At 64.1% G+C, this 21,185-nt stretch carries 16 protein-coding genes; 11 read left to right on the top strand and 5 right to left on the bottom strand.

Features of this window, described 5'->3' with window-relative positions; genetic code table 11:
- Positions 1-13: 13 nt before the first annotated feature.
- The 8 genes from AWB67_RS22205 (at position 14) to AWB67_RS22170 (ending at position 8,867) form a co-directional block, all read left to right on the top strand.
- Complete coding sequence (locus AWB67_RS22205) at positions 14-1,258, top strand: sarcosine oxidase subunit beta family protein (RefSeq protein WP_087658385.1); 1,245 nt, start codon at positions 14-16, stop codon at positions 1,256-1,258.
- Positions 1,259-1,281: 23 nt separating this feature from the next.
- Positions 1,282-1,581, top strand: coding sequence for a sarcosine oxidase subunit delta (locus tag AWB67_RS22200; protein WP_087658384.1), 300 nt, complete (start codon positions 1,282-1,284; stop codon positions 1,579-1,581).
- A complete protein-coding gene (locus tag AWB67_RS22195) occupies positions 1,578-4,580 on the top strand; it encodes a sarcosine oxidase subunit alpha family protein (RefSeq protein ID WP_087658383.1) in 3,003 nt (1,000 codons plus the stop codon). The genes AWB67_RS22200 and AWB67_RS22195 overlap by 4 nt, the downstream gene beginning before the upstream one ends.
- Entirely contained in the window at positions 4,570-5,223 is a 654-nt protein-coding gene (locus tag AWB67_RS41915; RefSeq protein WP_087658382.1) for a sarcosine oxidase subunit gamma, read from the top strand. Before AWB67_RS22195 ends, AWB67_RS41915 begins: the two co-directional genes overlap by 11 nt.
- On the top strand, positions 5,220-5,663 hold the full coding sequence (locus AWB67_RS22185) for a dihydroneopterin aldolase (protein WP_087658381.1): 444 nt from the start codon (positions 5,220-5,222) through the stop codon (positions 5,661-5,663). Before AWB67_RS41915 ends, AWB67_RS22185 begins: the two co-directional genes overlap by 4 nt.
- Positions 5,644-5,907 carry a hypothetical protein gene (locus tag AWB67_RS22180; protein WP_087658380.1) on the top strand — a complete coding sequence of 88 codons (264 nt, stop codon included), beginning with the start codon at positions 5,644-5,646 and terminating at the stop codon, positions 5,905-5,907. The genes AWB67_RS22185 and AWB67_RS22180 overlap by 20 nt, the downstream gene beginning before the upstream one ends.
- Positions 5,908-6,303: 396 nt before the next feature.
- The gene (locus AWB67_RS22175; protein ID WP_235025257.1) at positions 6,304-7,293 is read left to right on the top strand and encodes a glycosyl hydrolase; all 990 of its coding nucleotides are present in this window, start codon (positions 6,304-6,306) and stop codon (positions 7,291-7,293) included.
- A 143-nt stretch (positions 7,294-7,436) separates the two neighbouring features.
- Entirely contained in the window at positions 7,437-8,867 is a 1,431-nt protein-coding gene (locus AWB67_RS22170; RefSeq protein ID WP_087658378.1) for an MFS transporter, read from the top strand.
- Positions 8,868-8,914: 47 nt separating this feature from the next.
- Here AWB67_RS22170 and betA read toward each other — a convergent pair whose 3' ends face one another.
- Genes betA through betI form a run of 3 tightly spaced genes read right to left on the bottom strand, consistent with a single transcriptional unit; the run spans position 8,915 to position 12,693 of the window.
- Positions 8,915-10,600, bottom strand: coding sequence for a choline dehydrogenase (gene betA / locus AWB67_RS22165; RefSeq protein WP_087658377.1), 1,686 nt, complete (start codon positions 10,598-10,600; stop codon positions 8,915-8,917).
- A gap of 13 nt (positions 10,601-10,613) precedes the next feature.
- Positions 10,614-12,083 (bottom strand): betaine-aldehyde dehydrogenase, encoded by a 1,470-nt coding sequence (gene betB / locus AWB67_RS22160; protein WP_087658376.1) that lies wholly within the window; start codon positions 12,081-12,083, stop codon positions 10,614-10,616.
- Positions 12,084-12,105: 22 nt separating this feature from the next.
- Positions 12,106-12,693 carry a transcriptional regulator BetI gene (gene betI, locus AWB67_RS22155; RefSeq protein WP_087658375.1) on the bottom strand — a complete coding sequence of 196 codons (588 nt, stop codon included), beginning with the start codon at positions 12,691-12,693 and terminating at the stop codon, positions 12,106-12,108.
- A gap of 389 nt (positions 12,694-13,082) precedes the next feature.
- Here betI and AWB67_RS22145 point away from each other — a divergent pair, with 389 nt between their 5' ends.
- Together AWB67_RS22145 and fdhA are read left to right on the top strand one after the other, a co-directional pair.
- The gene (locus tag AWB67_RS22145; RefSeq protein WP_087658373.1) at positions 13,083-14,735 is read left to right on the top strand and encodes a trimethylamine N-oxide permease; all 1,653 of its coding nucleotides are present in this window, start codon (positions 13,083-13,085) and stop codon (positions 14,733-14,735) included.
- A 129-nt stretch (positions 14,736-14,864) separates the two neighbouring features.
- Positions 14,865-16,064 (top strand): formaldehyde dehydrogenase, glutathione-independent, encoded by a 1,200-nt coding sequence (fdhA, locus tag AWB67_RS22140; RefSeq protein WP_087658372.1) that lies wholly within the window; start codon positions 14,865-14,867, stop codon positions 16,062-16,064.
- A 36-nt stretch (positions 16,065-16,100) separates the two neighbouring features.
- Here the strand turns inward: fdhA and AWB67_RS22135 are convergent, their stop codons facing one another.
- Together AWB67_RS22135 and hpnA are read right to left on the bottom strand one after the other, a co-directional pair.
- The gene (locus tag AWB67_RS22135) at positions 16,101-16,556 is read right to left on the bottom strand and encodes a hypothetical protein (RefSeq protein WP_087658371.1); all 456 of its coding nucleotides are present in this window, start codon (positions 16,554-16,556) and stop codon (positions 16,101-16,103) included.
- A gap of 134 nt (positions 16,557-16,690) precedes the next feature.
- Entirely contained in the window at positions 16,691-17,701 is a 1,011-nt protein-coding gene (gene hpnA / locus AWB67_RS22130) for a hopanoid-associated sugar epimerase (RefSeq protein WP_087658370.1), read from the bottom strand.
- 170 nt (positions 17,702-17,871) lie between these two features.
- Between hpnA and AWB67_RS22125 the strand changes: the two genes are divergently transcribed.
- Positions 17,872-21,018: a response regulator gene (locus tag AWB67_RS22125; RefSeq protein WP_087658369.1), complete on the top strand. Its 3,147-nt coding sequence runs from the start codon at positions 17,872-17,874 to the stop codon at positions 21,016-21,018.
- Positions 21,019-21,185: the final 167 nt, after the last annotated feature.

The following is a 21,185-nucleotide window of genomic DNA, read 5'->3' as shown; positions in this document are numbered from 1 at the left end:
ATAAGGAAACACCATGAGCCGCTATTCGATATTCAGCCTGTTGCGCAACGGGATGTCGTATCACGAGAACTGGGAACGTCAGTGGAAGAGCCCTGAGCCCAAGCGTGAATACGATGTCGTGATCGTCGGCGGCGGCGGGCATGGTCTCGCGACCGCGTATTACCTCGCGAAGGAACACGGCGTGCGCAACATCGCGGTGCTGGAGAAGGGCTGGATCGGTGGCGGCAATACGGCGCGCAACACGACCATCGTGCGCTCGAATTACCTGTGGGACGAATCGGCCGCGTTGTACGAGAAGGCGATGAAGCTGTGGGAAGGGCTCTCGCAGGACCTCAACTACAACGTGATGTTCAGCCAGCGCGGCGTGATGAACCTCGCGCACACGCTGCAGGACGTGCGCGACACCGAGCGCCGCGTGAACGCGAACCGGCTCAACGGCGTCGATGCCGAATTCCTCACGCCTGCGCAGATCAAGGAACTCGAGCCGACCATCAACCTCAACAGCCGTTATCCGGTGCTGGGTGCGTCGATTCAGCGGCGCGGCGGTGTTGCGCGGCATGATGCGGTCGCGTGGGGCTATGCGCGCGGTGCGGACCAGGCGGGTGTCGATATCGTGCAGAACTGCCAGGTCACGGGCATCCGCCGCGACGGCAGCCAGGTGACGGGCGTCGATACGACGAAGGGTTTCATCAAGGCGAAGAAGGTCGCGATCGTCGCGGCGGGCAATACGTCCACGCTCGCGGACATGGCGGGCATCCGCTTGCCGCTCGAAAGCCATCCGCTGCAGGCGCTCGTGTCCGAGCCGATCAAGCCGGTGGTCAACACGGTCGTGATGTCGAACGCGGTGCACGCTTACATCAGCCAGTCCGACAAGGGCGATCTCGTGATCGGCGCGGGCGTCGATCAGTACACGGGGTTCGGGCAGCGCGGCAGCTTCCAGACCATCGAAGGGACGCTCGAAGCGATCGTCGAAATGTTTCCGGTGTTCTCGCGCGTGCGGATGAACCGGCAATGGGGCGGCATCGTCGATCTGTCGCCGGACGCGTGCCCGATCATCAGCAAGACCGATGTGAAGGGGCTCTATTTCAACTGCGGCTGGGGTACGGGCGGCTTCAAGGCGACTCCGGGTTCGGGCTGGGCTTACGCGCACACCATTGCGCACGATGAGCCGCATGCGCTCAATGCTGCGTTCTCGCTGGATCGTTTCTACACCGGTCATCTGATCGACGAGCACGGCGCCGCTGCCGTGGCCCACTAACGCGACACATCTAGGAGAAAAACATGCTGCTGATCGAATGCCCCTGGTGCGGACCGCGCGCCGAAAGCGAATTTTCCTGCGGCGGCGAGGCCGACATCGCCCGTCCGCTCGACACTGAAAAACTCACCGACCGCGAATGGGGCGATTACCTCTTCATGCGCACGAACTCGCGCGGCGTACATCGCGAGCAATGGATGCACACCCAAGGCTGCCGCCGCTGGTTCAAGGCACAGCGCGACACGGTGAGCTACGAGATTCAAGGCTACGAGACGTTCGACCGTCCGCTGGCCGTCATGGATAGCAACGAGGGCACGACGAAATGAGCCAGAAAGACCGACTCGCCACGGGCGGGCGCATTAACCGCGCCATCGCTCTGACCTTCACGTTCAACGGCCGCACGTATCAGGGCCATCAGGGCGATACGCTCGCGTCCGCGCTGCTCGCGAACGGCCAGCACTTCGTCGCGCGAAGCTGGAAGTATCACCGGCCGCGCGGCATCGTGACGGCGGGTGTCGAGGAGCCGAACGCAGTCGTGCAACTCGAAACCGGCGCGTACACCGTGCCGAATGCGCGTGCGACGGAAATCGAGTTGTATCAGGGACTCGTCGCGACGAGCGTGAACGCGAAGCCGAACATCGAAAACGATCGCATGGCGGTGAACCAGAAGATCGCGCGCTTCATTCCGGCGGGCTTCTACTACAAGACGTTCATGTGGCCGCGCAAGCTCTGGCCGAAGTACGAAGAAGTGATCCGCGATGCAGCGGGTCTCGGCAAGGCGCCCGAACAGCTCGACGCCGATCGCTATGACAAGTGCTTCGCGCATTGCGACGTGCTGGTGGTCGGCGGCGGGCCGTCGGGGCTGGCGGCGGCGCATGCGGCGGGCTTGTCGGGCGCGCGCGTGATTCTGGTCGACGATCAGCCGGAACTCGGCGGCTCGCTGCTGTCGTGCCGTGCCGAAATCGACGGCAAGCCCGCGCTGCAATGGGTGCAGAAGGTCGAAGCCGAACTGCGCATGATGCCCGACGTGAAGATCCTCACGCGCAGCAACGCGTTCGGCTATCAGGACCACAACCTCGTGACGATCACGCAAAAGCTCACCGAGCATCTGCCGGTGTCGCTGCGTAAAGGCACGCGCGAACTGATGTGGAAAGTGCGCGCGAAGCGCGTGATCCTCGCGACCGGCGCGCACGAGCGGCCGATCGTCTTCGGCAACAACGATCTGCCGGGAATCATGCTGGCCTCCGCCGTCTCGACGTATCTGCATCGCTATGCGGTGCTGTTGGGCCGCAACGCTGTCGTGTTCACGAACAACGACGACGGCTATCAATGCGCGCTCGATCTGAAAGCGGCCGGCGCGCAAGTGACTGTCATCGATCCGCGTGCAGGCGAATCGAAGGGCACGCTGCCCGCGCTCGCTCGCCGCCACGGCGTGAAGGTGATGACGGGCGCGGTCGTGATGGCGGCGCGCGGCAAGCTACGCGTGGCATCGGTGGAAGTGGCGGCGTTCGCGGGCGGCCAGGTCGGCGCGAAGCAGGCTGACGTGGCGTGCGATCTCGTCGCGATGTCCGGCGGCTGGAGCCCGGTGCTGCACCTCTTCGCGCAATCGGGCGGCAAGGCGCACTGGCACGACGAAAAGGCGTGCTTCGTGCCCGGCAAGGCGATGCAGCCGGAAAGCAGCGTCGGCGCATGCGCGGGCGAGTTCACGCTGGCACGCGGCATCCGCTTCGCAGTCGATGCGGGCGTCGATGCGGCGCGCGCGGCAGGCTTCATCGTCGCGCGTCCGAATCCGGTGCACGTGGCCGAGATCAACGAAGCACCGATGCAGCCGCTGTGGCTCGTCGGCGGACGCGAACTCGCGACGCGCGGGCCGAAGCAGTTCATCGACTACCAGAACGACGTGTCGGCGGCGGATATTTTCCTGGCGGCGCGCGAAGGCTTCGAATCGGTCGAGCACGTGAAGCGCTACACGGCGATGGGCTTCGGCACCGATCAGGGCAAGCTCGGCAACATCAACGGTATGGCGATTCTTGCGCAAGCGCTCAACAAGACGATCCCCGAAACGGGCACGACCACGTTCCGCCCGAACTACACGCCCGTCACGTTCGGCACGTTCGCAGGCCGCGAGCTGGGCGAGTTCCTCGATCCGGTGCGCAAGACGGCGGTGCATGAATGGCACGTCGAGAACGGCGCGGCATTCGAGGACGTCGGCAACTGGAAGCGCCCCTGGTACTACCCGAAGGCGGGCGAGGACCTGCACGCGGCGGTCGCGCGTGAATCGCTCGCGGTGCGCCAAAGCGTCGGCATCCTCGATGCATCGACGCTCGGCAAGATCGACATCCAGGGCCCCGATTCCGCGAAGTTGCTGAACTGGGTCTACACGAATCCGTGGAGCAAGCTGGAAGTCGGCAAGTGCCGCTACGGCCTGATGCTCGACGAGAACGGCATGATCTTCGACGACGGCGTGACCGTGCGCCTCGCCGACCAGCACTACATGATGACGACGACGACCGGCGGCGCCGCGCGCGTGCTGACCTGGCTCGAGCGCTGGCTGCAAACGGAATGGCCCGACATGCGCGTGCGCCTCGCCTCGGTGACGGATCACTGGGCGACGTTCGCGGTCGTCGGCCCGAACAGCCGCAAGGTGCTGCAGAAGGTGTGTCAGGACATCGACTTCGCGAACGGCGCGTTCCCGTTCATGAGCTATCGCGAAGGCACGGTGGCGGGCGCTGCATCTCGTGTGATGCGCATCAGCTTCTCGGGCGAACTGGCTTATGAAGTGAACGTGCCGGCGAACGTCGGACGCGCGGTGTGGGAAGCGCTGATGGCCGCAGGTGCCGAGTACGACATCACGCCGTACGGCACGGAAACGATGCACGTGCTGCGCGCGGAGAAGGGCTACATCATCGTCGGCCAGGATACGGACGGCTCGATGACGCCTTACGACCTCGGCATGGGTGGTCTCGTCGCGAAGTCGAAGGACTTTCTCGGCAAGCGTTCGCTCACGCGCTCGGATACGTCGAAGGCGGGGCGCAAGCAGTTCGTCGGCCTGCTTTGCGACGATCCTTCGCTCGTGCTGCCCGAAGGCTCGCAGATTGTCGCGGGTCCGTTCCAGGGCGCGACCGCTGCAATGCTCGGACACGTCACGTCGAGTTATTACAGCCCCATTCTGAAGCGCTCGATCGCGCTCGCCGTCGTGAAGGGCGGCCTCGACAAGATCGGCGAATCGGTCACGATCCCGCTTGCGAACGGCAAGCAGGTCGCGGCAAAAATCACCAGCTCGGTGTTCTACGACAGCGAAGGAGCACGTCAACATGTGGAATGAAACTAGAGGGTCGTCGACGGTCGTGGATCGCGCCATCGTCGGGCAGGGTGTGTGGCAAGAGTCGCCGCTCGTGGGCGCCGATGCGCTGCTGAAGAAGCATCAGGCAACGCAGTCGAAGGCGTTTCGCATGACAGAGCGGCCGTTCCTCGAACTCGTGAACGTGCGCGGCGATACGCGCGACGCCGCGTTCGTGAGCGCGGTGGAAAGCGTGATCGGTTGCAGGCCGCCGGAGAAGCCCAACACCATCGCGCAGGGCAACGGCTACGACATGCTGTGGCTCGGCCCCGACGAGTGGCTCGTGCGCTCCGCGACCGCGCACAACGCCGCGCAAACCGCGCCGTTGCAGGGCAAGCTCGTAGCGGCGTTCGCGGGTGTGTTCGCCTCCGCGGTGGATATCGGCAGCGGCTATACCGTGCTCGAAATCAGCGGCACGCGCACGCGTGAAGTGCTTTCGCGCGGCTGCCCGCTCGACCTGCATCCGAAGCTGTTCGGCAAAGGGCAATGCGCGCAGAGCCATTACTTCAAGGCGTCGCTGACGCTGCTGCCCACGGGCGACGATTCGTTCGATCTCGTCATCCGCCGCAGTTTCGCCGACTACTTCGTCAAGATCATGCTCGATGCGGCCGAGCCGCTGATGTCGTGAAGCCGTTCGAGCCCTTGTCGCCCGGAGGACGCGGCTGGCGAATCGTCGTCGATGAGCTGGTCGTGTCGACGCGCATCGGTCTGCACGCGCACGAGCACCGTGCGCCGCAGCCGGTCGCGATCGATGCGAGCCTGCTGTATCGCGGCGTGCCCGATGAAGCGGCGACGCACGAGTTGATCGACTACGAAGCGTGGTGCGAACGCGTGAGCTCGTTCCTCGAAACGAAGCCGCATACGCGCTTGCTCGAAATGCTCGCGGTGGAAATCGCCGCGCTGTCATTCGACGAATGGCCCGCGCTCGATGCGGTCACGCTCATGCTCTACAAGCCGAAGATCCGCGAAGGGACGCGGCGTCTCGGCATCGAACTCGACTGGCGTCGCGCCGATTACAACGCGTGGCGCATGCGCGCGGATGTACGTCATGCCGTCGACGCGGGTTGAGACTTCGCGTCTTTCCGAACTCGCGTGCAAGCAACGCGATGCGCAGGCTGCCATCGCGTTGCTTGATCAAAGCATCGCGCTCAGGCACCGGCGCATCGCGTTGATTCGCTATCTGCATGCGCAGTATCTCGATGCGCCCCTCGAAGCGCGTCACCACGACTACGTCAAGACAATCGCGGCGCGTCTTAGCGCGGAGACGCTTGCGCGTGTGGCTGGCGCAGCGCGTGCTCGTTTGCGTGTCTAAGCATTTGTCGACGATTTGACAGGTCGTTTAAACCTGTCATCTCATGCAAGTAGCGGTAAGATCGACTACGTCTCTATGCGCATCACTCAATATCGGTCAAAACGGTTTAGTGATTTTGATTTGCTGCGATGCAGTAGGTAAAGAACCTCCTCGTCGCAGTCACTCAGAAATGTTTTCATTCATATGGTACGAGTAGAACAAGCTCTTTCTTAAATTTTAGAGGCCTCGGTGGAGGTAAAAAAGGCGCACTTATACTGCCCCACAGTGTTCGTGCCACCTAACTTACCTACGCCTATGAACGTCCAGACACTCGATCAGCAAGAAACTCTCTCTCCATTCGACCGCAGAAAATTTCTTTCGACCTTGCTTGCGGGCGCAGGTGGCGCGGCACTGCAGATGAGCGGCGGCAATGCGCTCGGCGCTCTTGCAACGACCGCCAAAGCGGTGTCGCCGACACATGACTATTTCTACGGCATGAACGGCCACCTGGCGTGGACCAGTGGCCTGCTCAGCCTGGTTTCTCCGGCTACGCAACTCACGCTTCTCAAGGACCTCGGCGTGACGTGTTATCGCTGCGACGTCGCCGATGGCGGCATGGCATCGATCCTCGCGCTTGCCCTCGATACGACATTCGCCGACGCCGGCGTCGCGATTCTTCCCGTGCTCAACCCCATGTCGGCCAATTGGGATTCGAACAGTTCGGAGTCGGCGGCTTATCAGCTCGGGTACGACCTTGCGGTGCGCTGCACGAAGCCGCTCGCGGGCCGCGTGAGGTACATCGAATGCGGGAACGAGCTCGACGTGTCGCTCAAAACCGGCGGCGACGGCAGCAACTTCTACAACTGGGACGCGGGCCAATGGCCCTCGTTTCGCGGCGCGATCCGCGGCATGATCGACGGCGTAAAGTCGGTCGATGCGTCGATCAACTGCGGCGTGAACGTCGGCATTCCGCTCGCTTACGGCGCGCTGCAGATGCTGTGGAACGGCATCAGTCCCAATGGCACGGCAAGCGGCCGCTCGGGTGCGTCGTATTTGCGCTGGGACTTCACGACGTATCACTGGTATCACAGCTCGGGCGACATCCAGTGCGGCTGGAAGGACGGCGCGTGCGTGGATGTCCTGCAGATCCTCAAGGATTCCTTCGGCAAGCCGATCTGGCTCACGGAATGGGGCTGGACTGGCGGCAAGGATTATGGGCAGGACGCAGCGGACTACGTGACCACGGCGCTCACGCAGTATCGGTCGCTCAAGGACAAGTACGACATTCAATCCGTGATGATGTATAGCCTCATCGATTCCCGCTACGGCCTGATCAAGCCGGGCGACATGGTCAAGAATCCCGCTTACTCGGCGTTCAAAAACTTCGTCGCGTCCAATCCGGTCTGACGAACCGCGTGTCCCCGTCGTCCTCGTTCCATCCCGATGGCGCAATTCTTCTATGTGGCCGATTTATGTCGGCGTCTACTGAATTGCGTTGAACATCGTTCGGAACATCCACGCGGTACTGTCCGCATCGACGAGGGGATGACATGTCTGTCGCTTCACCATTGAATACACCGCTGCGCGCGAGCGCGGCCGCGCGGCTCGAGCGCCTGCCGTTATCGGGCTATCACCGCACGATCTTCATCATCATCGCGGTCGCGTTCTTCTTCGACTCCGTCGATCTCGGCACGATGACCTTCGTCCTCGGCTCGATCAAGACGGAGTTCGGCTTGTCGAGCGCGACGGCGGGGCTCGTCGCGAGCGCGAGCTTCTTCGGCATGGTGATCGGCGCGGCGGTCGCGGGACTGCTCGCGGACCGCTTCGGGCGGCGTCCGGTGTTCCAGTGGAGCATGGTGCTATGGGGCCTCGCGTCGTATCTCTGCTCGACGGCGCATAGCGTCGAAGCGCTGATCTTCTATCGCGTGCTGCTCGGCATCGGGATGGGCATGGAGTTTCCGATCGCGCAGACCTTGCTGTCGGAGTTCGTGCCCGCAGCGTCGCGCGGACGATTGATAGCGTTGATGGACGGCTTCTGGCCGCTCGGGTTCATCGCGTCGGGCGTGGTGTCGTATTTCGTGCTGCCGCAGTTCGGCTGGCGCACCGAGTTCGCGCTGCTCGCGATTCCGGCTGTGTTCGTGCTGATCGTGCGGCGCGTCGTGCCGGAGTCGCCGCGCTGGCTGGAGCATCGCGGACGTCACGCGGAAGCCGACGCGATCCTCGCCGACGTCGAGGCGAAAGTGATGAAGGCGCGCGGCTTGCGCGAACTGCCCGCGCCCGCGATGCTGAGCGAGCCGCATGCGCCCAAAGGCACAGGCGCGTTCCGCGAGATCTGGAGCGCGGCGTATCGGCGGCGGACGGTGATGGTCTGGATGCTGTGGTTCTTCGCGCTGCTCGGCTTCTACGGGCTCACGTCGTGGCTCGGCGCGCTGATGCAGCAGGCTGGCTTTGCCGTGACGAAGTCGGTGCTGTACACGGTGCTGATTTCGCTAGGCGGCATTCCGGGGTTTCTGTGCGCGGCGTGGCTCGTCGAGCGCTGGGGACGCAAGCCGACGTGTATCGCATCGCTCGTCGGCAGCGGAGTGATGGCCTACGTGTACGGACAGACCGCGCTGCACGCCGAAACACCGACGCTGCTAATCTGCGCCGGCCTCGCGATGCAGTTCTTTCTCTTCGCGATGTGGGCCGTTCTTTACACGTACACGCCCGAGTTGTACGGCACCGGCGCGCGCGCGACGGGTTCGGGTTTCGCGTCGGCGATCGGCCGCGTTGGCTCGCTGATCGGACCGTATGTGGTAGGTGTGGTGCTGCCCGTGTTCGGACAAGGCGGCGTGTTCTCGCTCGGCGCGATGTGCTTCGTGATCGCGGCGGCGGCTGTGTGGGTGCTAGGTATCGAGACGCGCGGGCTGGCTTTAGAGACGCTCGTATCGGAAGCGGTCGAGCCCGAAGCGGGCGGCGTGCTGAGTCCGGTGCGCGAATGACTTCATCAAACAAAGAGCCGCAATTCGCGGCTCTTTTCGCATGCGCATCACACGACAGCAAAGTCCCGCTTCCTCGCCTTCGCTCCATTCGCCACGAAGTACGGTGTATCGACGCGAGCCAGGGTTTCGCGTCCGCGAATGCGATCGGCGATCTTTTCTGCGAGCATGATCGTCGGTGCATTGAGATTGCCGGTCGTGATCTGCGGCATGATCGACGCATCGACCACGCGCAACGCTTCCAGCCCGTGCACGCGCCCTTCGCCATCGACGACGGCCATCTCGTCGTAACCCATCTTGCACGAACACGACGGATGGAACGCCGTCTCCGCACGCGATCGAACGAAGGCGTCGAGCTGGTCGTCGGTCGTCAAGTCCGCGCCCGGATGCAACTCGCGTCCGCGATACTTCTGCAGCGCCGGCTGGCGCATTATCTCGCGCGTGATGCGGATCGCGTCGCGGAATTCGCGCCAGTCGAGCGGGTCCGCCATGTAATTGAAAAGGATGCTCGGATGCGCGTTCGGATCGCGCGACTTGAGCTTCACGCGGCCGCGGCTCGGTGAACGCATCGACCCGACGTGCGCCTGGAAGCCGTGCATCTCGATCGGATTCGAGCCGTTGTAGTTGATCGCGACCGGGAGGAAGTGATACTGGATGTTGGGCCACAGGTCGTCGTCGCGCGTGCGGATGAAACCGCCCGCCTCGAACTGGTTGCTCGCACCGATTCCCGTCCCGTTCAGCATCCATTCAAGGCCGATCGCCGGCTGGTTCCACCACTTGAGCGCCGGATACAGCGACACCGGCTCCTTGCATTCGTACTGCATGTACATCTCAAGGTGATCCTGCAGGTTCTCACCTACGCCGGGCAGATCGAGTACGAGCGGGATGTCGAATTCGCGCAGCCATGTCGAGCGTCCGACGCCCGAGCGTTGCAACAGTTGCGGCGAAGCAATCGCCCCGCTGCACACCAGCACTTCGCGCCGCACGTGCGCGCTCACGCGATCGTTGTTGTGCAGATACGCGACGCCGATCGCGCGCTTGCCCGAGAACAGCACACGATCCGTCACCGCATGCGTCACGATCGTCAGGTTCGGCCGCTGCTTCGCGCGATCCAGATAGCCGCGCGCCGTGCTCGCGCGGCGGCCTTTCGCCGTCACCGTACGATCCATCGGGCCGAAGCCTTCCTGCTGATAGCCGTTGAGGTCTTCGGAGCGCGGATAGCCCGCCTGCACGCCTGCCTCGACCATCGCGGCGAAGAGCGGATTGTTGCCGGGCTTGCTCGTCGTCACGTGAACGGGACCGTCGCCGCCGTGATACGGATTCGCGCCGACGTCGCGCGTTTCGGCCTTGCGGAAATACGGCAGGCAATCGAGGTAGGTCCAGTTCTCCAGCCCTTTACGCTCGGCCCAGCCGTCGTAATCGAGCGCATTGCCGCGGATATAGCACATGCCGTTGATCAGCGAGGAACCGCCCAGCCCCTTGCCCCGCCCGCACTCCATGCGGCGGTTGTTCATATGCGGCTCGGGATCGGTTTCGTAGGCCCAGTTATAGCGGCGACCCTGCAACGGAAACGCGAGCGCGGCCGGCATCTGCGTGCGGAAGTCGAAGCGATAGTCCGGGCCGCCCGCTTCGAGCAGCAGCACGGTGACATCCGCGTCCTCGGTCAGTCGCGAGGCGAGCACGTTGCCCGCCGATCCCGCGCCCACGATGATGTAGTCGTATTCGTTCGCGCTCATCGCACACACTCCTTCAGAACACCGGTTGATAGGGGCCGAGCTCGACCTGCACGGACTTGATGCGCGTGTAGTGTTCGAGCGTCGTTAAGCCGTTCTCGCGGCCGACGCCCGATTGCTTGTAGCCGCCCACCGGCATCTCCGCCGGCGATTCGCCCCACGTGTTGATCCAGCAGATGCCCGCTTCGAGCCGATGGATCACGCGATGCGCGCGCGACAGGTTCTCCGTCACGACACCGGCGGCGAGTCCGTAGTCGGTATCGTTGGCGCGGTCGATGACTTCGTCTTCGTCGTCGAAGGCGAGGATGCTCATCACCGGGCCGAAGATTTCCTCGCGCACGATGCGCATGTCGTCGCGGCAATCGGTGAAGACGGTCGGCGCAACGTACTGGCCGCGCGCGAAATCGCCTTCCGTGAGACGCGCGCCGCCCGCGATCAGCCGTGCGCCTTCCTGCTTGCCGCTTTCGATGAAGCCCAGCACCTTGTGCAACTGCGCCGCACTGACGAGCGGGCCGAAATTCGTCGACGGTTCAGCCGGCGAGCCGATGCGAATCCGCTTCACGCGTTCGAGCACGAGCGCTTCGAATCGCGCGAGCACGGCGCGCTGCACGAACACGCGTGTGCCGTTCGTGCACACCTGGCCCGAGCTGAAGAAGTTGGCGCTCATCGCGATGTCGGCGGCGCGTCCGAGGTTGGCGTCGTCGAAGATCACGAGCGGCGACTTGCCGCCGAGTTCCATCGTCACTTCCTTGAGCGTCGATCCGCCCGCGAGCGACATCACCTTCTTGCCCGTATCGACGCCGCCCGTGAAGGACACCTTCGCGATCCCCGGATGCGCCGCGAGCATCGCGCCGACGCGTCCGTCGCCTTGCACGACGTTGAACACGCCGCCGGGCACGCCCGCTTCGCTATAGATTTCCGCGAGCTTGAGCGCGGTGAGCGGGGTGACCTCGCTCGGCTTGAAGATCATCGCGTTGCCGGCCGCGAGTGCGGGCGCCGACTTCCAGCACGCGATCTGGATCGGATAGTTCCAGGCGCCGATGCCCGCGCACACGCCGAGCGGTTCACGCCGCGTATAGACAAACGATTCGGGCCGCAGCGGAATCTGCTGGCCTTCGATCGCGGTGGCGAGGCCCGCGTAGTACTCGATCACATCGGCGCCGGTGACGATGTCGACGGCCTTCGTCTCCGCGATCGGCTTGCCCGTGTCGCGTGTTTCGAGCGCCGCGAGTTCGTCGTTGCGCTCGCGCAGCAACTCGACTGCGCGCCGCAAGATGCGCGAGCGCTGCATCGCGGTCATCGCGGCCCACACGCGCTGGCCTTCGCGTGCGGATCGTACGGCGCGGTCGATGTCGGCAGCCGACGCCTGTTGCACCGACGCAAGCGTTTCGCCGGTTGCGGGATCGAGTGTGTCGAATGTCTCGCCGCTCGTGGCGTCGACATGGGCGCCGCCGATGTAGAGGCGTTGCAGTGCGAATGCGGGCATCGCGTGCTCCTTGCAGGAAGAGTCAGGCACGTGCTTGAAGCACGAGGTCGATGTAATCGTTGGCGAGACGCAGCGCGGCTTTCGTGTCGAACGGTTCGCCGGACAGGGCGCCGCGCAGCCACAAGCCGTCGATCAAGGCGGCGAGGCCGCTTGCCGCGCGCCGTGCCGCGGCGCGCGGCAAAGCCTTCGAAAATTCGGCGCACAGGTTGGAATTGAGGCGCCGCGTGTTCACGTATTGCAGCCGGCGCAATTGCGGCTTGTGCATGCTCTCCGACCAGAACGCGAGCCACGTCTTCATGACGGGGCCGCTCACCTGCCGCGCATCGAAGTTCGCCGCGACGACCGCGCGCAGCTTCGATCGTGGATCGTTTTTCGCGGCGCGGCGGCGGCTCGATGTGGCGTTCCACAGATCGCGCAGGACGTGGCGCATGGTGGCTTCCAGCAGGCCGTCCTTGTCGCCGAAATAGTGGCTGACGATGCCAGTGGAAATGCTCGCGCGCTGCGCCACCGAGGCGAGCGTCGCGCCGCCGAGACCGGCCTGGTCGATGGTGATGAGCGTCGCGTCGATCAGTTGGGCGCGGCGGATTTCGCGCATTCCGAGCTTGGGCATGGCGTCCTCGGGTGAGGTCTTGCGGTGGTCTTCCGGAACAATTTTGCAAATTCGAGATGGTCATGTTAAGGTTTTTATATTGAACGGTCAATCAATAAAAAGCCACCGGAAATCCCGTGCGGCTCGACCAGAACGAACGACCGGCCAGCACGCGGAAGGAGACGTCCGCGTGTTCGAGCCAACCCCATGAATGCGCGGAAGCATGTCGTCCGCGGCAGGCACGTCGGGCCTTCGCGTGATGCGTAAACCGATTCGAATCCGGCGGTACGCCTGCCGCCGTCGCATGCTTTTCCATCGCCGCCAGAACGACGGAGCGCATGCGGCATTCCTTCGAACTGCCTGCCGAGCCGCGCCTGAAACGCACGGCCGCGCACCTATGGAGACGACCGATGGAGCAAGCCGAACTGCGAGTGCGAAGCGAAGGTGCATCAGCCCGCGCCGATGAACGAAGCGGAGCGCTGCATCGCGGGCTGACATGGAAGGACGCGTTCTGGGTTACGAGCGGCGTGCCCGCCGGCGTGCTGTTCACCATCGGTGGCGTCTGCGCGACGATCGGGCAGCCCGCGTGGATCATCTGGATCGCATCGATTTCGATGGGGCTCGTTCAGAGCGCCACATACGCCGAGATTTCGGGGCTTTTCCCGCATAAATCGGGCGGCGCGTCGGTGTATGGCGCGATCGGCTGGGTGCGTTACAGCAAGCTGCTCGCGCCGGTCTCGGTGTGGTGCAACTGGCTCGCGTGGTCGCCGATGCTCGCGCTCGGCACCGGCCTCGCCGCCAACTACGCGCTCGGCGCGCTCTTTCCCGCCGATGCCGCGATCAGCACCTGGCATCTCACACTCGCCGATCTCTCGTTCATCAAGCAGGGCCTCACGCTGCGCATCGATACGACGTTCGTGCTCGCGGCCGCGTTGCTGCTGATCACGTTCAGGCTTCAGCACAGCGGGGCATCGAAGGCCGCGAAGACGCAGCGCATTCTCGGCATCGCGTCGCTGACACCTTTGCTGATCGTCGGCATCGTGCCGTTCGTGACGGGCGACGTGCCGCTCGCGCATCTTTTCCCGCTGCTGCCGCTTGGGCACGACGCGCAGGGCAATGTGAGCGCGTCGGCGTTCGGCGCATGGAACGGCACCGGTATCACGATGGCGATGGGCGCGATGTTCATGGCCGGCTGGGCATCGTATGGTTTCGAGACGTCCGTCTGCTATACGCGCGAATTCCGCGACCCGAAACGCGATACCGCGAAGGCGATCTTCTGGTCCGGCGCGCTCTGCCTCGTCGTGATGACGCTCGTGCCGCTCGCGTTCCAGGGCGCACTCGGCACGAGCGGCATGCTCGATCCGCGCATCGTCGACGGGACGGGTGTGGGCGCCGCGATGGCGCGCATGGTCGGCGGCGGCGCGTGGGTCGCGAACGCGATCGTCGTGATGCTGATGCTCTCCGTGCTGCTGATCGTGATGACGTCGATGATGGGTTCGTCGCGCACGTTGTATCAGGCATCGGTCGATGGGTGGCTGCCTCGCTTTCTCTCGCACGTCAACGAGCACGGCGCCCCGACGCGCGCGATGTGGGCCGACCTCGGCTTCAACCTCGTCCTCCTGATGATGTCCGATTACATGACGGTGCTGTCGATCTCGAACGTCTGCTACATGATCTTCGTGTTCCTCAACCTGCAATCGGGCTGGATTCACCGGATGGATCGCGGCAACTGGTCGCGGCCGTTTCGCTGCCCGACGTGGCTGCTCGCGGCGGGTGCGCTGTGTGGCTACGCGGACCTCGCTTTCATCGGCGCGGGTGCCGATCTGCAAGGGCCGGGCACGATGCGCAACGGTTTGATCGCGATGCTGCTGATCGTGCCGGTGTTCGCATACCGGCACTTCTGGCAGGACAAGGGCCGCTTTCCGGCGCGCATGAAGGAGGACATGGAACTGGAACCGTCGTCGGCACGCCAGCGCGGCGTGCGCGATCTGCTGCCTTACGGCGCGCTATTGCTCGCGGTGGCCGTCGTGTGGGTCTCGCATCGGCTGGCGCACGGCGCCTGAGCGCATGTCGGTTTCTGCCAAACGCGTGTCGCGTTGTGTGTACCTCTTACTGCGCCCGGGGCGCTACGCTCGTTGAACGGAGCGCGACGTGAAGTTGCGCGAGCCGTCCACGAGACATGGAGACGAAAGATGAGCAGCAATCGCGGCGTCGTGTATCTAGGGCAGGGCAAGGTGGAAGTGCAGTCGATCGACTATCCGAAGATGGTCGATCCGCGTGGCCGGCAGATCGGCCACGGCGTGATTCTCAAGGTGGTCAGCACGAATATCTGCGGTTCCGACCAGCACATGGTGCGCGGCCGGACCACCGCCGAGGTCGGGCTCGTGCTCGGGCACGAAATTACCGGCGAGGTGATCGAAATCGGGCGCGACGTCGAGACGCTTTCTATCGGCGATCTGGTTTCGGTGCCGTTCAACGTCGCGTGCGGACGCTGCCCGACGTGCAAGGCGCAGCATACCGGCGTGTGCCTGAATGTGAATCCGTCGCGCGCGGGCGGGGCGTATGGCTACGTCGACATGGGCGGCTGGATCGGCGGGCAGGCCGAATACGTGATGGTTCCCTACGCCGACTTCAATCTGCTGAAGTTTCCGGACCGCGCGCAGGCGATGTCGAAGATCCGCGACCTCACGTGCCTCTCCGACATCCTGCCGACGGGCTATCACGGCGCCGTCATGGCGGGCGTGAAGCCGGGCGCGACGGTCTATATCGCGGGCGCGGGGCCGGTCGGGATGGCGGCTGCGGCTTCGGCGCGGCTGCTCGGCGCGGCGTGCACGATCGTCGGCGACATGAACGAGGAGCGTCTCGCGCATGCGCGGAAGATGGGCTTCGAGACGGTCGATCTCTCGAAGGACGCGACGCTCGGCGAGCAGATCGAACAGATTCTCGGCAAGCCCGAAGTGGATTGCGCGGTCGATTGCGTCGGTTTCGAGGCGCATGGTCACGGCAGCAGCGGACACAACGAGGAAGCGCCGGCAACCGTGCTGAATTCGCTCATGGAGATCACGCGGGCGGCGGGCGCCATCGGCATTCCGGGCCTCTACGTGACCGATGATCCCGGCGCCGCCGATGCCGCCGCGCGCAGGGGCAGCTTGAGCATTCGCTTCGGACTCGGCTGGGCGAAGTCGCATTCGTTCCACACGGGGCAGACGCCCGTGATGAAATACAACCAGAACCTGATGCAGGCGATCCTCTGGGACCGGCTCCCGATCGCGGATATCGTGAATGTGTCCGTGGTGTCGCTGGATCAGGCGCCGGACGGGTATCGGCAGTTCGATGGCGGGGCGCCCAGGAAGTTCGTCATCGATCCGCATGGGCTGTTGAAGGCGGCTTGACGTAAAAAAGGGCGGTCATACCGCCCTTTTTTAGCGTTAGCGCTTCGTCAACATCGCATACATCTCGATCACCATGTCGGGCGAAAACGTATACGGCACCCAACCGTGCCCGGTATGACGCAACACCAGCAAACGATCGCCGTTCGACTGCTTTTGCGTGGCCATCATCGGGTTGCGGGTCGCGGCGAAACGCCAGCCGGGCGGCAAGCCGCCGGGCTGCTCAACCGTCATCGACGAACGCGCATTCGACAGTTCCTCGATCAGTTGCGACACGCCTTCCGGGCTCAGCAGCACGGACTTCCCGCCGATCGTCATTTCGATCGCATCGCGCGACGGGCGCGAGACGTTGAGCGTCGGCTTTTCCTCGGCGTTCGCCTCAACAGGCTTGCTCGCGGCTTCATTTGACGATTGCGCGTTGACGGAAACAGGCGCGGCCTGGAGGAGTTCTTCGAGGCTCAACTCCAGCGCGCCGAGTTGGTCTTGTAGGTTCATTTGGTGCCTTGTTATTGCGTGCTGCTGCGTACTTTCATCAAACCCGCGATTTTACCCGCTGCCCCCGAGCGTCGCCCGCACACGTTGTAACAAAATGCTCGTAGCGCGCTGAATCCACGGCGTCTTCCCTTCGTTCAGCGCTTCAGATAGCCGTTCGCCCGGAACCAGTCGAGCGCGTCGCGCAAGCCCTCGCGATACGGCCGCGCGCGATATCCCAGTTCCCGCTCCGCCTTCGCCGACGTGAAGTACATCTTGTTCTTCGACATCCGCAGTCCGTCGACGGTCACGAACGGCTCGCGTCCGCTGAACTTCGCGTAAAGCTCGGCGCCCATCGCGAGCGGATAAAGCGGCCCGCGCGGCAGCTTGACGGTCGGCGGCTTGCGGCCGGAGAGCAGCGCGATGTCGGCGAGCATCTGCTGCAGCGGCAGGTTCTCGCCGCCGAGGATATAGCGCTCGCCGATCACGCCGCGTTCCAGCGCGAGAAAATGGCCGGCCGCGACATCGTCGACGTGCACGAGGTTCAGCCCCGTATCGACGAAAGCCGGAATCTTGCCCGTCGCCGCCTCGACGATGATGCGGCCGGTGGGCGTCGGCTTGACGTCGCGCGGCCCGATCGGTGTCGACGGATTCACGATCACCGCCGGCAGCCGGTCGTTCGCGACCATCCGCTCGACGGCGCGCTCGGCGAGCACCTTGCTGCGCTTGTAGGCACCGATGGTCTGGCCCGGATCGGCGGGCTTCGTCTCGTCGACGATGGTGCCTGCGCTCGTCACCTTTAGCGTTGCGACGCTGCTCGTGTAGACGACCCGTTCGACGCCCTCGGCGAGCGCCGCGCGCATCGTGGCCTCGGTGCCCTGCAGGTTCGAGCGCTCGATCTCGCCCGGGTCCGGCGCCCAGATGCGGTAGTCGGCGGCGACGTGAAAGAGATAGCGCACGCCCTTCAGCGCCGCGCGCATCGACGCTTCGTCGCGCATGTCGCCGAGCACGACTTCCGCGTCGAGCGCCTCGATGTTCTGCCGCGAACTCGTCTTGCGCATGAGCACGCGCACGTCGAAGCCGCGTTCGAGCGCGATGCGCGCCACCGCCGATCCGACAAAACCGGACGCGCCGGTGACGAGCACCCGGCCACTTGAAAAATCGGTCATTATTTCCTCTTCTGCGCGTCGTCCAACACATCGCGGGTAACTTGTGCGGTGCGGGAAAGCGCGGTTGAATCGCCCGCGGACCCAAGTGTGACAAGGGGTTGCGGGTCGTGCTATGGTCCGTGCCTGCCGCGCTCGCGGCTTGCAAGACTCAAACAACAAACCAACAGTCAATGCTCAAAGACAGCCGTCACCTCATAGTCGGGCTCTACTTCGTCATCGCGATCCTGCTCGCGACCGTGTTCGCCATCGACTGCCTGCTGCCGTTGCGCGTCGCGATCTGGGTCTTCTACGTGCTGCCCGTCGTGCTCTGCCTGTGGGCCGACCGTCCCGCGGTGCCGGTCGCCACGGCCTCCGTCGCATCGCTGCTGATGATCGCGGGATACTTCCTGTCGAACGCCGGTTCGTCCGTGAACCAGGACGTGCTGCAAATCAACCGGGCGCTCGGTATTTTCGTGCTGCTCGTGATCGGCGGCGTGGCGTATCTCTACATCAAAACGCGGCTGAGCGTACAACGGACCGCGTGGCTACAGCAAGGCGTTGCGCAGATCGGCTTGCAGATGCGCGGCGAGCAGTCGCCTGCTTCGATCGGCGCGAGCATCCTGCGTTCCCTCGTGCCCTACGTCAACGCGAAAGTCGGCGTGGTCTATGCCGCCGATGGCGATGTGCTTGGCCGCATCGCAAGCTGGGCGCTGCCGGGCGAGGACGTCACGCCGCGCTCGATCAAACGTGGCGAAGGACTCGTCGGGCAGATGCTGGAGGACCAGCGCGCGCTCGAAATCACCGATGCCTCCGGCCATTATCTGCAGGCCGGCTCGGCGCTCGGGTCGGCGACGGCATCGAAGGTCGTGATCGCGCCGCTCTTCGCGGACGGCGAAATGGCGGGCGTGATCGAAATGGGCTTCGTCGGCGACGACAACCGTTTCGACGATACGCGCGAGATGATCGAACTCGCCGCCGAGGGCATGGGCATGGCGCTGCGCTCGTCGCGGTATCGGGCGCGGCTCGTCGAGTTGCTGGAAGAAACGCAGCGGCAGAGCGAAGAGTTGCAGGTGCAGCAGGAAGAACTGCGCGTGTCGAATGAGGAGCTGGAAGAACGCGGCCACGCGCTGATGGATTCGCAGGCGCAACTCGAGACGCAGCAGGCCGAACTCGAGCAGACCAACGTGCAGCTCGAAGAGCACGCGCAGCATCTGGAGCGCCAGAAGGCCGAGTTGTTGCAGGCGCAGCAGGAACTCGCCGCGAACGCGCTCGTATTGGAGCGCGCGAGCCAGTACAAGTCCGAGTTTCTGGCGAACATGTCGCACGAATTGCGCACGCCGCTCAACAGCTCGCTGATTCTCGCGAAACTTTTGCACGACAACAAGCACGGCAATCTCACCGACGAGCAGGTCCGCTACGCCGCGACGATCCATTCGTCGAACAGCGACTTGCTCTCGCTCATCAACGATATCCTCGATTTGTCGAAGGTCGAAGCCGGACAGATGGACGTGCAGTTCGCGCCCGTCGCCGTCGATTCGATTTTGCAGGCGCTGCGGCAGTCGTTTGCGCCGGTAGCGCAGAGCAAGGGCGTCGCGTTCGTCACCGAGCACGGCGAGAACGTGCCGCAGTACTTCGTCACCGATAACCAGCGCTTGCTGCAGGTGCTGCGCAATCTGCTGTCGAATGCGTTCAAGTTCACGGAGCGCGGACAGGTGACGGTCGCGGTCGAGATGGCCGGCGACGATGCGCTGCGCTTCGACGTGCGCGACACCGGCATCGGCATCGCGCGCGACAAGCAGGACCTGATTTTCCAGGCGTTCCAGCAGGCGGACGGCACGACGAGCCGTCGATACGGCGGCAGCGGCCTCGGCCTTTCGATCTCGCGCGAGTTCTCGCGGTTGCTCGGCGGCTCGGTGAGCGTGTCGAGCGAATTCGGCAAGGGCAGCGTGTTCTCCGTGACGCTGCCGCTTGCCGCGCGCGAGGGCACCGTCACGGCCAAGGTCGACACGCTCGGCCGCGCGAAGGAACTGGCGGCGGGGGAGGCCGCGGCTGTCGAACCGCGCCAGGGAGCGCCGAAGCGCGTCCAGCAGCCGCAGCCGTTGCCGCCCGCGCCGACCACGCCCGCGCCCGCCCCGATCCCCGACGATCGCGCGAATCGCAAGCGACCGGATCGCGTGATTCTCGTGATCGAGGACGATTTGCCGTTCGCGCGCATCCTCTACGACCTCGCGCACGAACTCGATTTCGACTGCGTGCACGCGACGACCGCGACGCAGGGCGTCGAGCTTGCACGCGAGTTGCAGCCGAGCGGCATCTTGCTCGATGTTGGCTTGCCGGATCAATCGGGTCTGACGGTGCTCGAATGGCTCAAGCACGACCCCGTCACGCGTCACATTCCGATCCACGTCGTCTCGGCGACCGATCACGCCGACGTCGCGCTGCATCTCGGCGCGATCGGCTATACGTTGAAGCCGAGCGCGCGCGAGACGCTCGCGGGCGCGATCCGCAAGCTCGAAGCGCGCTCGGCGCAGGGCATGCGGCGCGTGTTGGTCGTCGAGGACGATCCCGTGTTGCGCGAAAGCATACATGCGCTCTTGAAGAGCGAGACGGTCGAGATTGTCGAAGCGGGGTCGATCGCGAGCGCGCTCGACGAGATGGCGCGTGCCACGTTCGATTGCGTCGTGATGGATCTGGCGTTGCCGGATGGGTCGGGTTATGAACTGCTCGAACGCGTTTCGACGGGCGGCGAGCATGCGTCGCCGCCGGTGATCGTTTATACGGGCCGGATGCTGTCGCAGGAGGAGGAACAGCGCCTGCGCCGTTACTCGAAATCGATCATCATCAAGGGGGCGAAGTCGCCGGAGCGGCTGCTCGATGAAGTGACGCTTTTCCTGCACAGCGTGGAGAGCGCGTTGCCGCCGGAGCAGCAGCGGATGTTGCGGGCGGCGCGTCAGCGTGACGATGTGTTCGAAGGGCGGACCATTTTGCTGGCCGAAGATGACGTGCGCAATATCTTTGCGCTGTCGCATGTGATCGAGCCGCTGGGGGCGAAGCTTGAAATCGCCCGCAATGGACGGGAAGCGCTCGATGCGCTGGCCCGGCATCCGGGGATCGATCTCGTGCTGATGGACATCATGATGCCGGAGATGGACGGGCTTACCGCGATGGCCGAGATTCGCAAATTGCCCGAGCATGCAAGATTGCCGATCATTGCGCTGACTGCCAAGGCCATGCCTTCGGATCGGCAGAAATGCCTCGAGGCCGGCGCCGATGACTATATTTCCAAGCCTATCGATGTCGATAAACTGGTTTCCTTGTGTCGGGTATGGTTGAGGTGAGCGCTGGCGCTTGGGATGGGGTGGGGTTGGTGTTTCAACCGTTTGATGCGCCTGGGCTTCCATTGAACTTGCTTTCTTATCGGTCTATTGGCTCTGCCCCTGTCCGGGGCGGGACTCACTTTCTTTGCTGCTGCAAAGAAAGTAAGCAAAGAAAGCAGCTTTTAACC

Origin of the sequence: Caballeronia terrestris (genome assembly GCF_001544515.1) — a bacterium.
Taxonomy (GTDB): Bacteria; Pseudomonadota; Gammaproteobacteria; order Burkholderiales; family Burkholderiaceae; genus Caballeronia; species Caballeronia terrestris.
Note: the sequence above shows the minus strand (reverse complement) of the source record. Positions and strands in the feature narration are given on the sequence as shown.

Bases quoted from the DNA above. Each gene is read 5' to 3' on its own strand.
- AWB67_RS22195 (WP_087658383.1), top strand. From the start codon at position 1,578: ATGAGCCAGAAAGACCGACTCGCCACGGGCGGGCGCATTAACCGCGCC.
- AWB67_RS41915 (WP_087658382.1), top strand. From the start codon at position 4,570: ATGTGGAATGAAACTAGAGGGTCGTCGACGGTCGTGGATCGCGCCATC.
- AWB67_RS22135 (WP_087658371.1), bottom strand. From the start codon at position 16,556: ATGAACCTACAAGACCAACTCGGCGCGCTGGAGTTGAGCCTCGAAGAA.
- AWB67_RS22145 (WP_087658373.1), top strand. From the start codon at position 13,083: ATGGAGCAAGCCGAACTGCGAGTGCGAAGCGAAGGTGCATCAGCCCGC.
- fdhA (WP_087658372.1), top strand. From the start codon at position 14,865: ATGAGCAGCAATCGCGGCGTCGTGTATCTAGGGCAGGGCAAGGTGGAA.
- betA (WP_087658377.1), bottom strand. From the start codon at position 10,600: ATGAGCGCGAACGAATACGACTACATCATCGTGGGCGCGGGATCGGCG.
- AWB67_RS22200 (WP_087658384.1), top strand. From the start codon at position 1,282: ATGCTGCTGATCGAATGCCCCTGGTGCGGACCGCGCGCCGAAAGCGAA.
- betI (WP_087658375.1), bottom strand. From the start codon at position 12,693: ATGCCCAAGCTCGGAATGCGCGAAATCCGCCGCGCCCAACTGATCGAC.
- AWB67_RS22170 (WP_087658378.1), top strand. From the start codon at position 7,437: ATGTCTGTCGCTTCACCATTGAATACACCGCTGCGCGCGAGCGCGGCC.
- AWB67_RS22180 (WP_087658380.1), top strand. From the start codon at position 5,644: ATGCCGTCGACGCGGGTTGAGACTTCGCGTCTTTCCGAACTCGCGTGC.
- betB (WP_087658376.1), bottom strand. From the start codon at position 12,083: ATGCCCGCATTCGCACTGCAACGCCTCTACATCGGCGGCGCCCATGTC.
- AWB67_RS22175 (WP_235025257.1), top strand. From the start codon at position 6,304: ATGAGCGGCGGCAATGCGCTCGGCGCTCTTGCAACGACCGCCAAAGCG.
- AWB67_RS22125 (WP_087658369.1), top strand. From the start codon at position 17,872: ATGCTCAAAGACAGCCGTCACCTCATAGTCGGGCTCTACTTCGTCATC.
- hpnA (WP_087658370.1), bottom strand. From the start codon at position 17,701: ATGACCGATTTTTCAAGTGGCCGGGTGCTCGTCACCGGCGCGTCCGGT.
- AWB67_RS22205 (WP_087658385.1), top strand. From the start codon at position 14: ATGAGCCGCTATTCGATATTCAGCCTGTTGCGCAACGGGATGTCGTAT.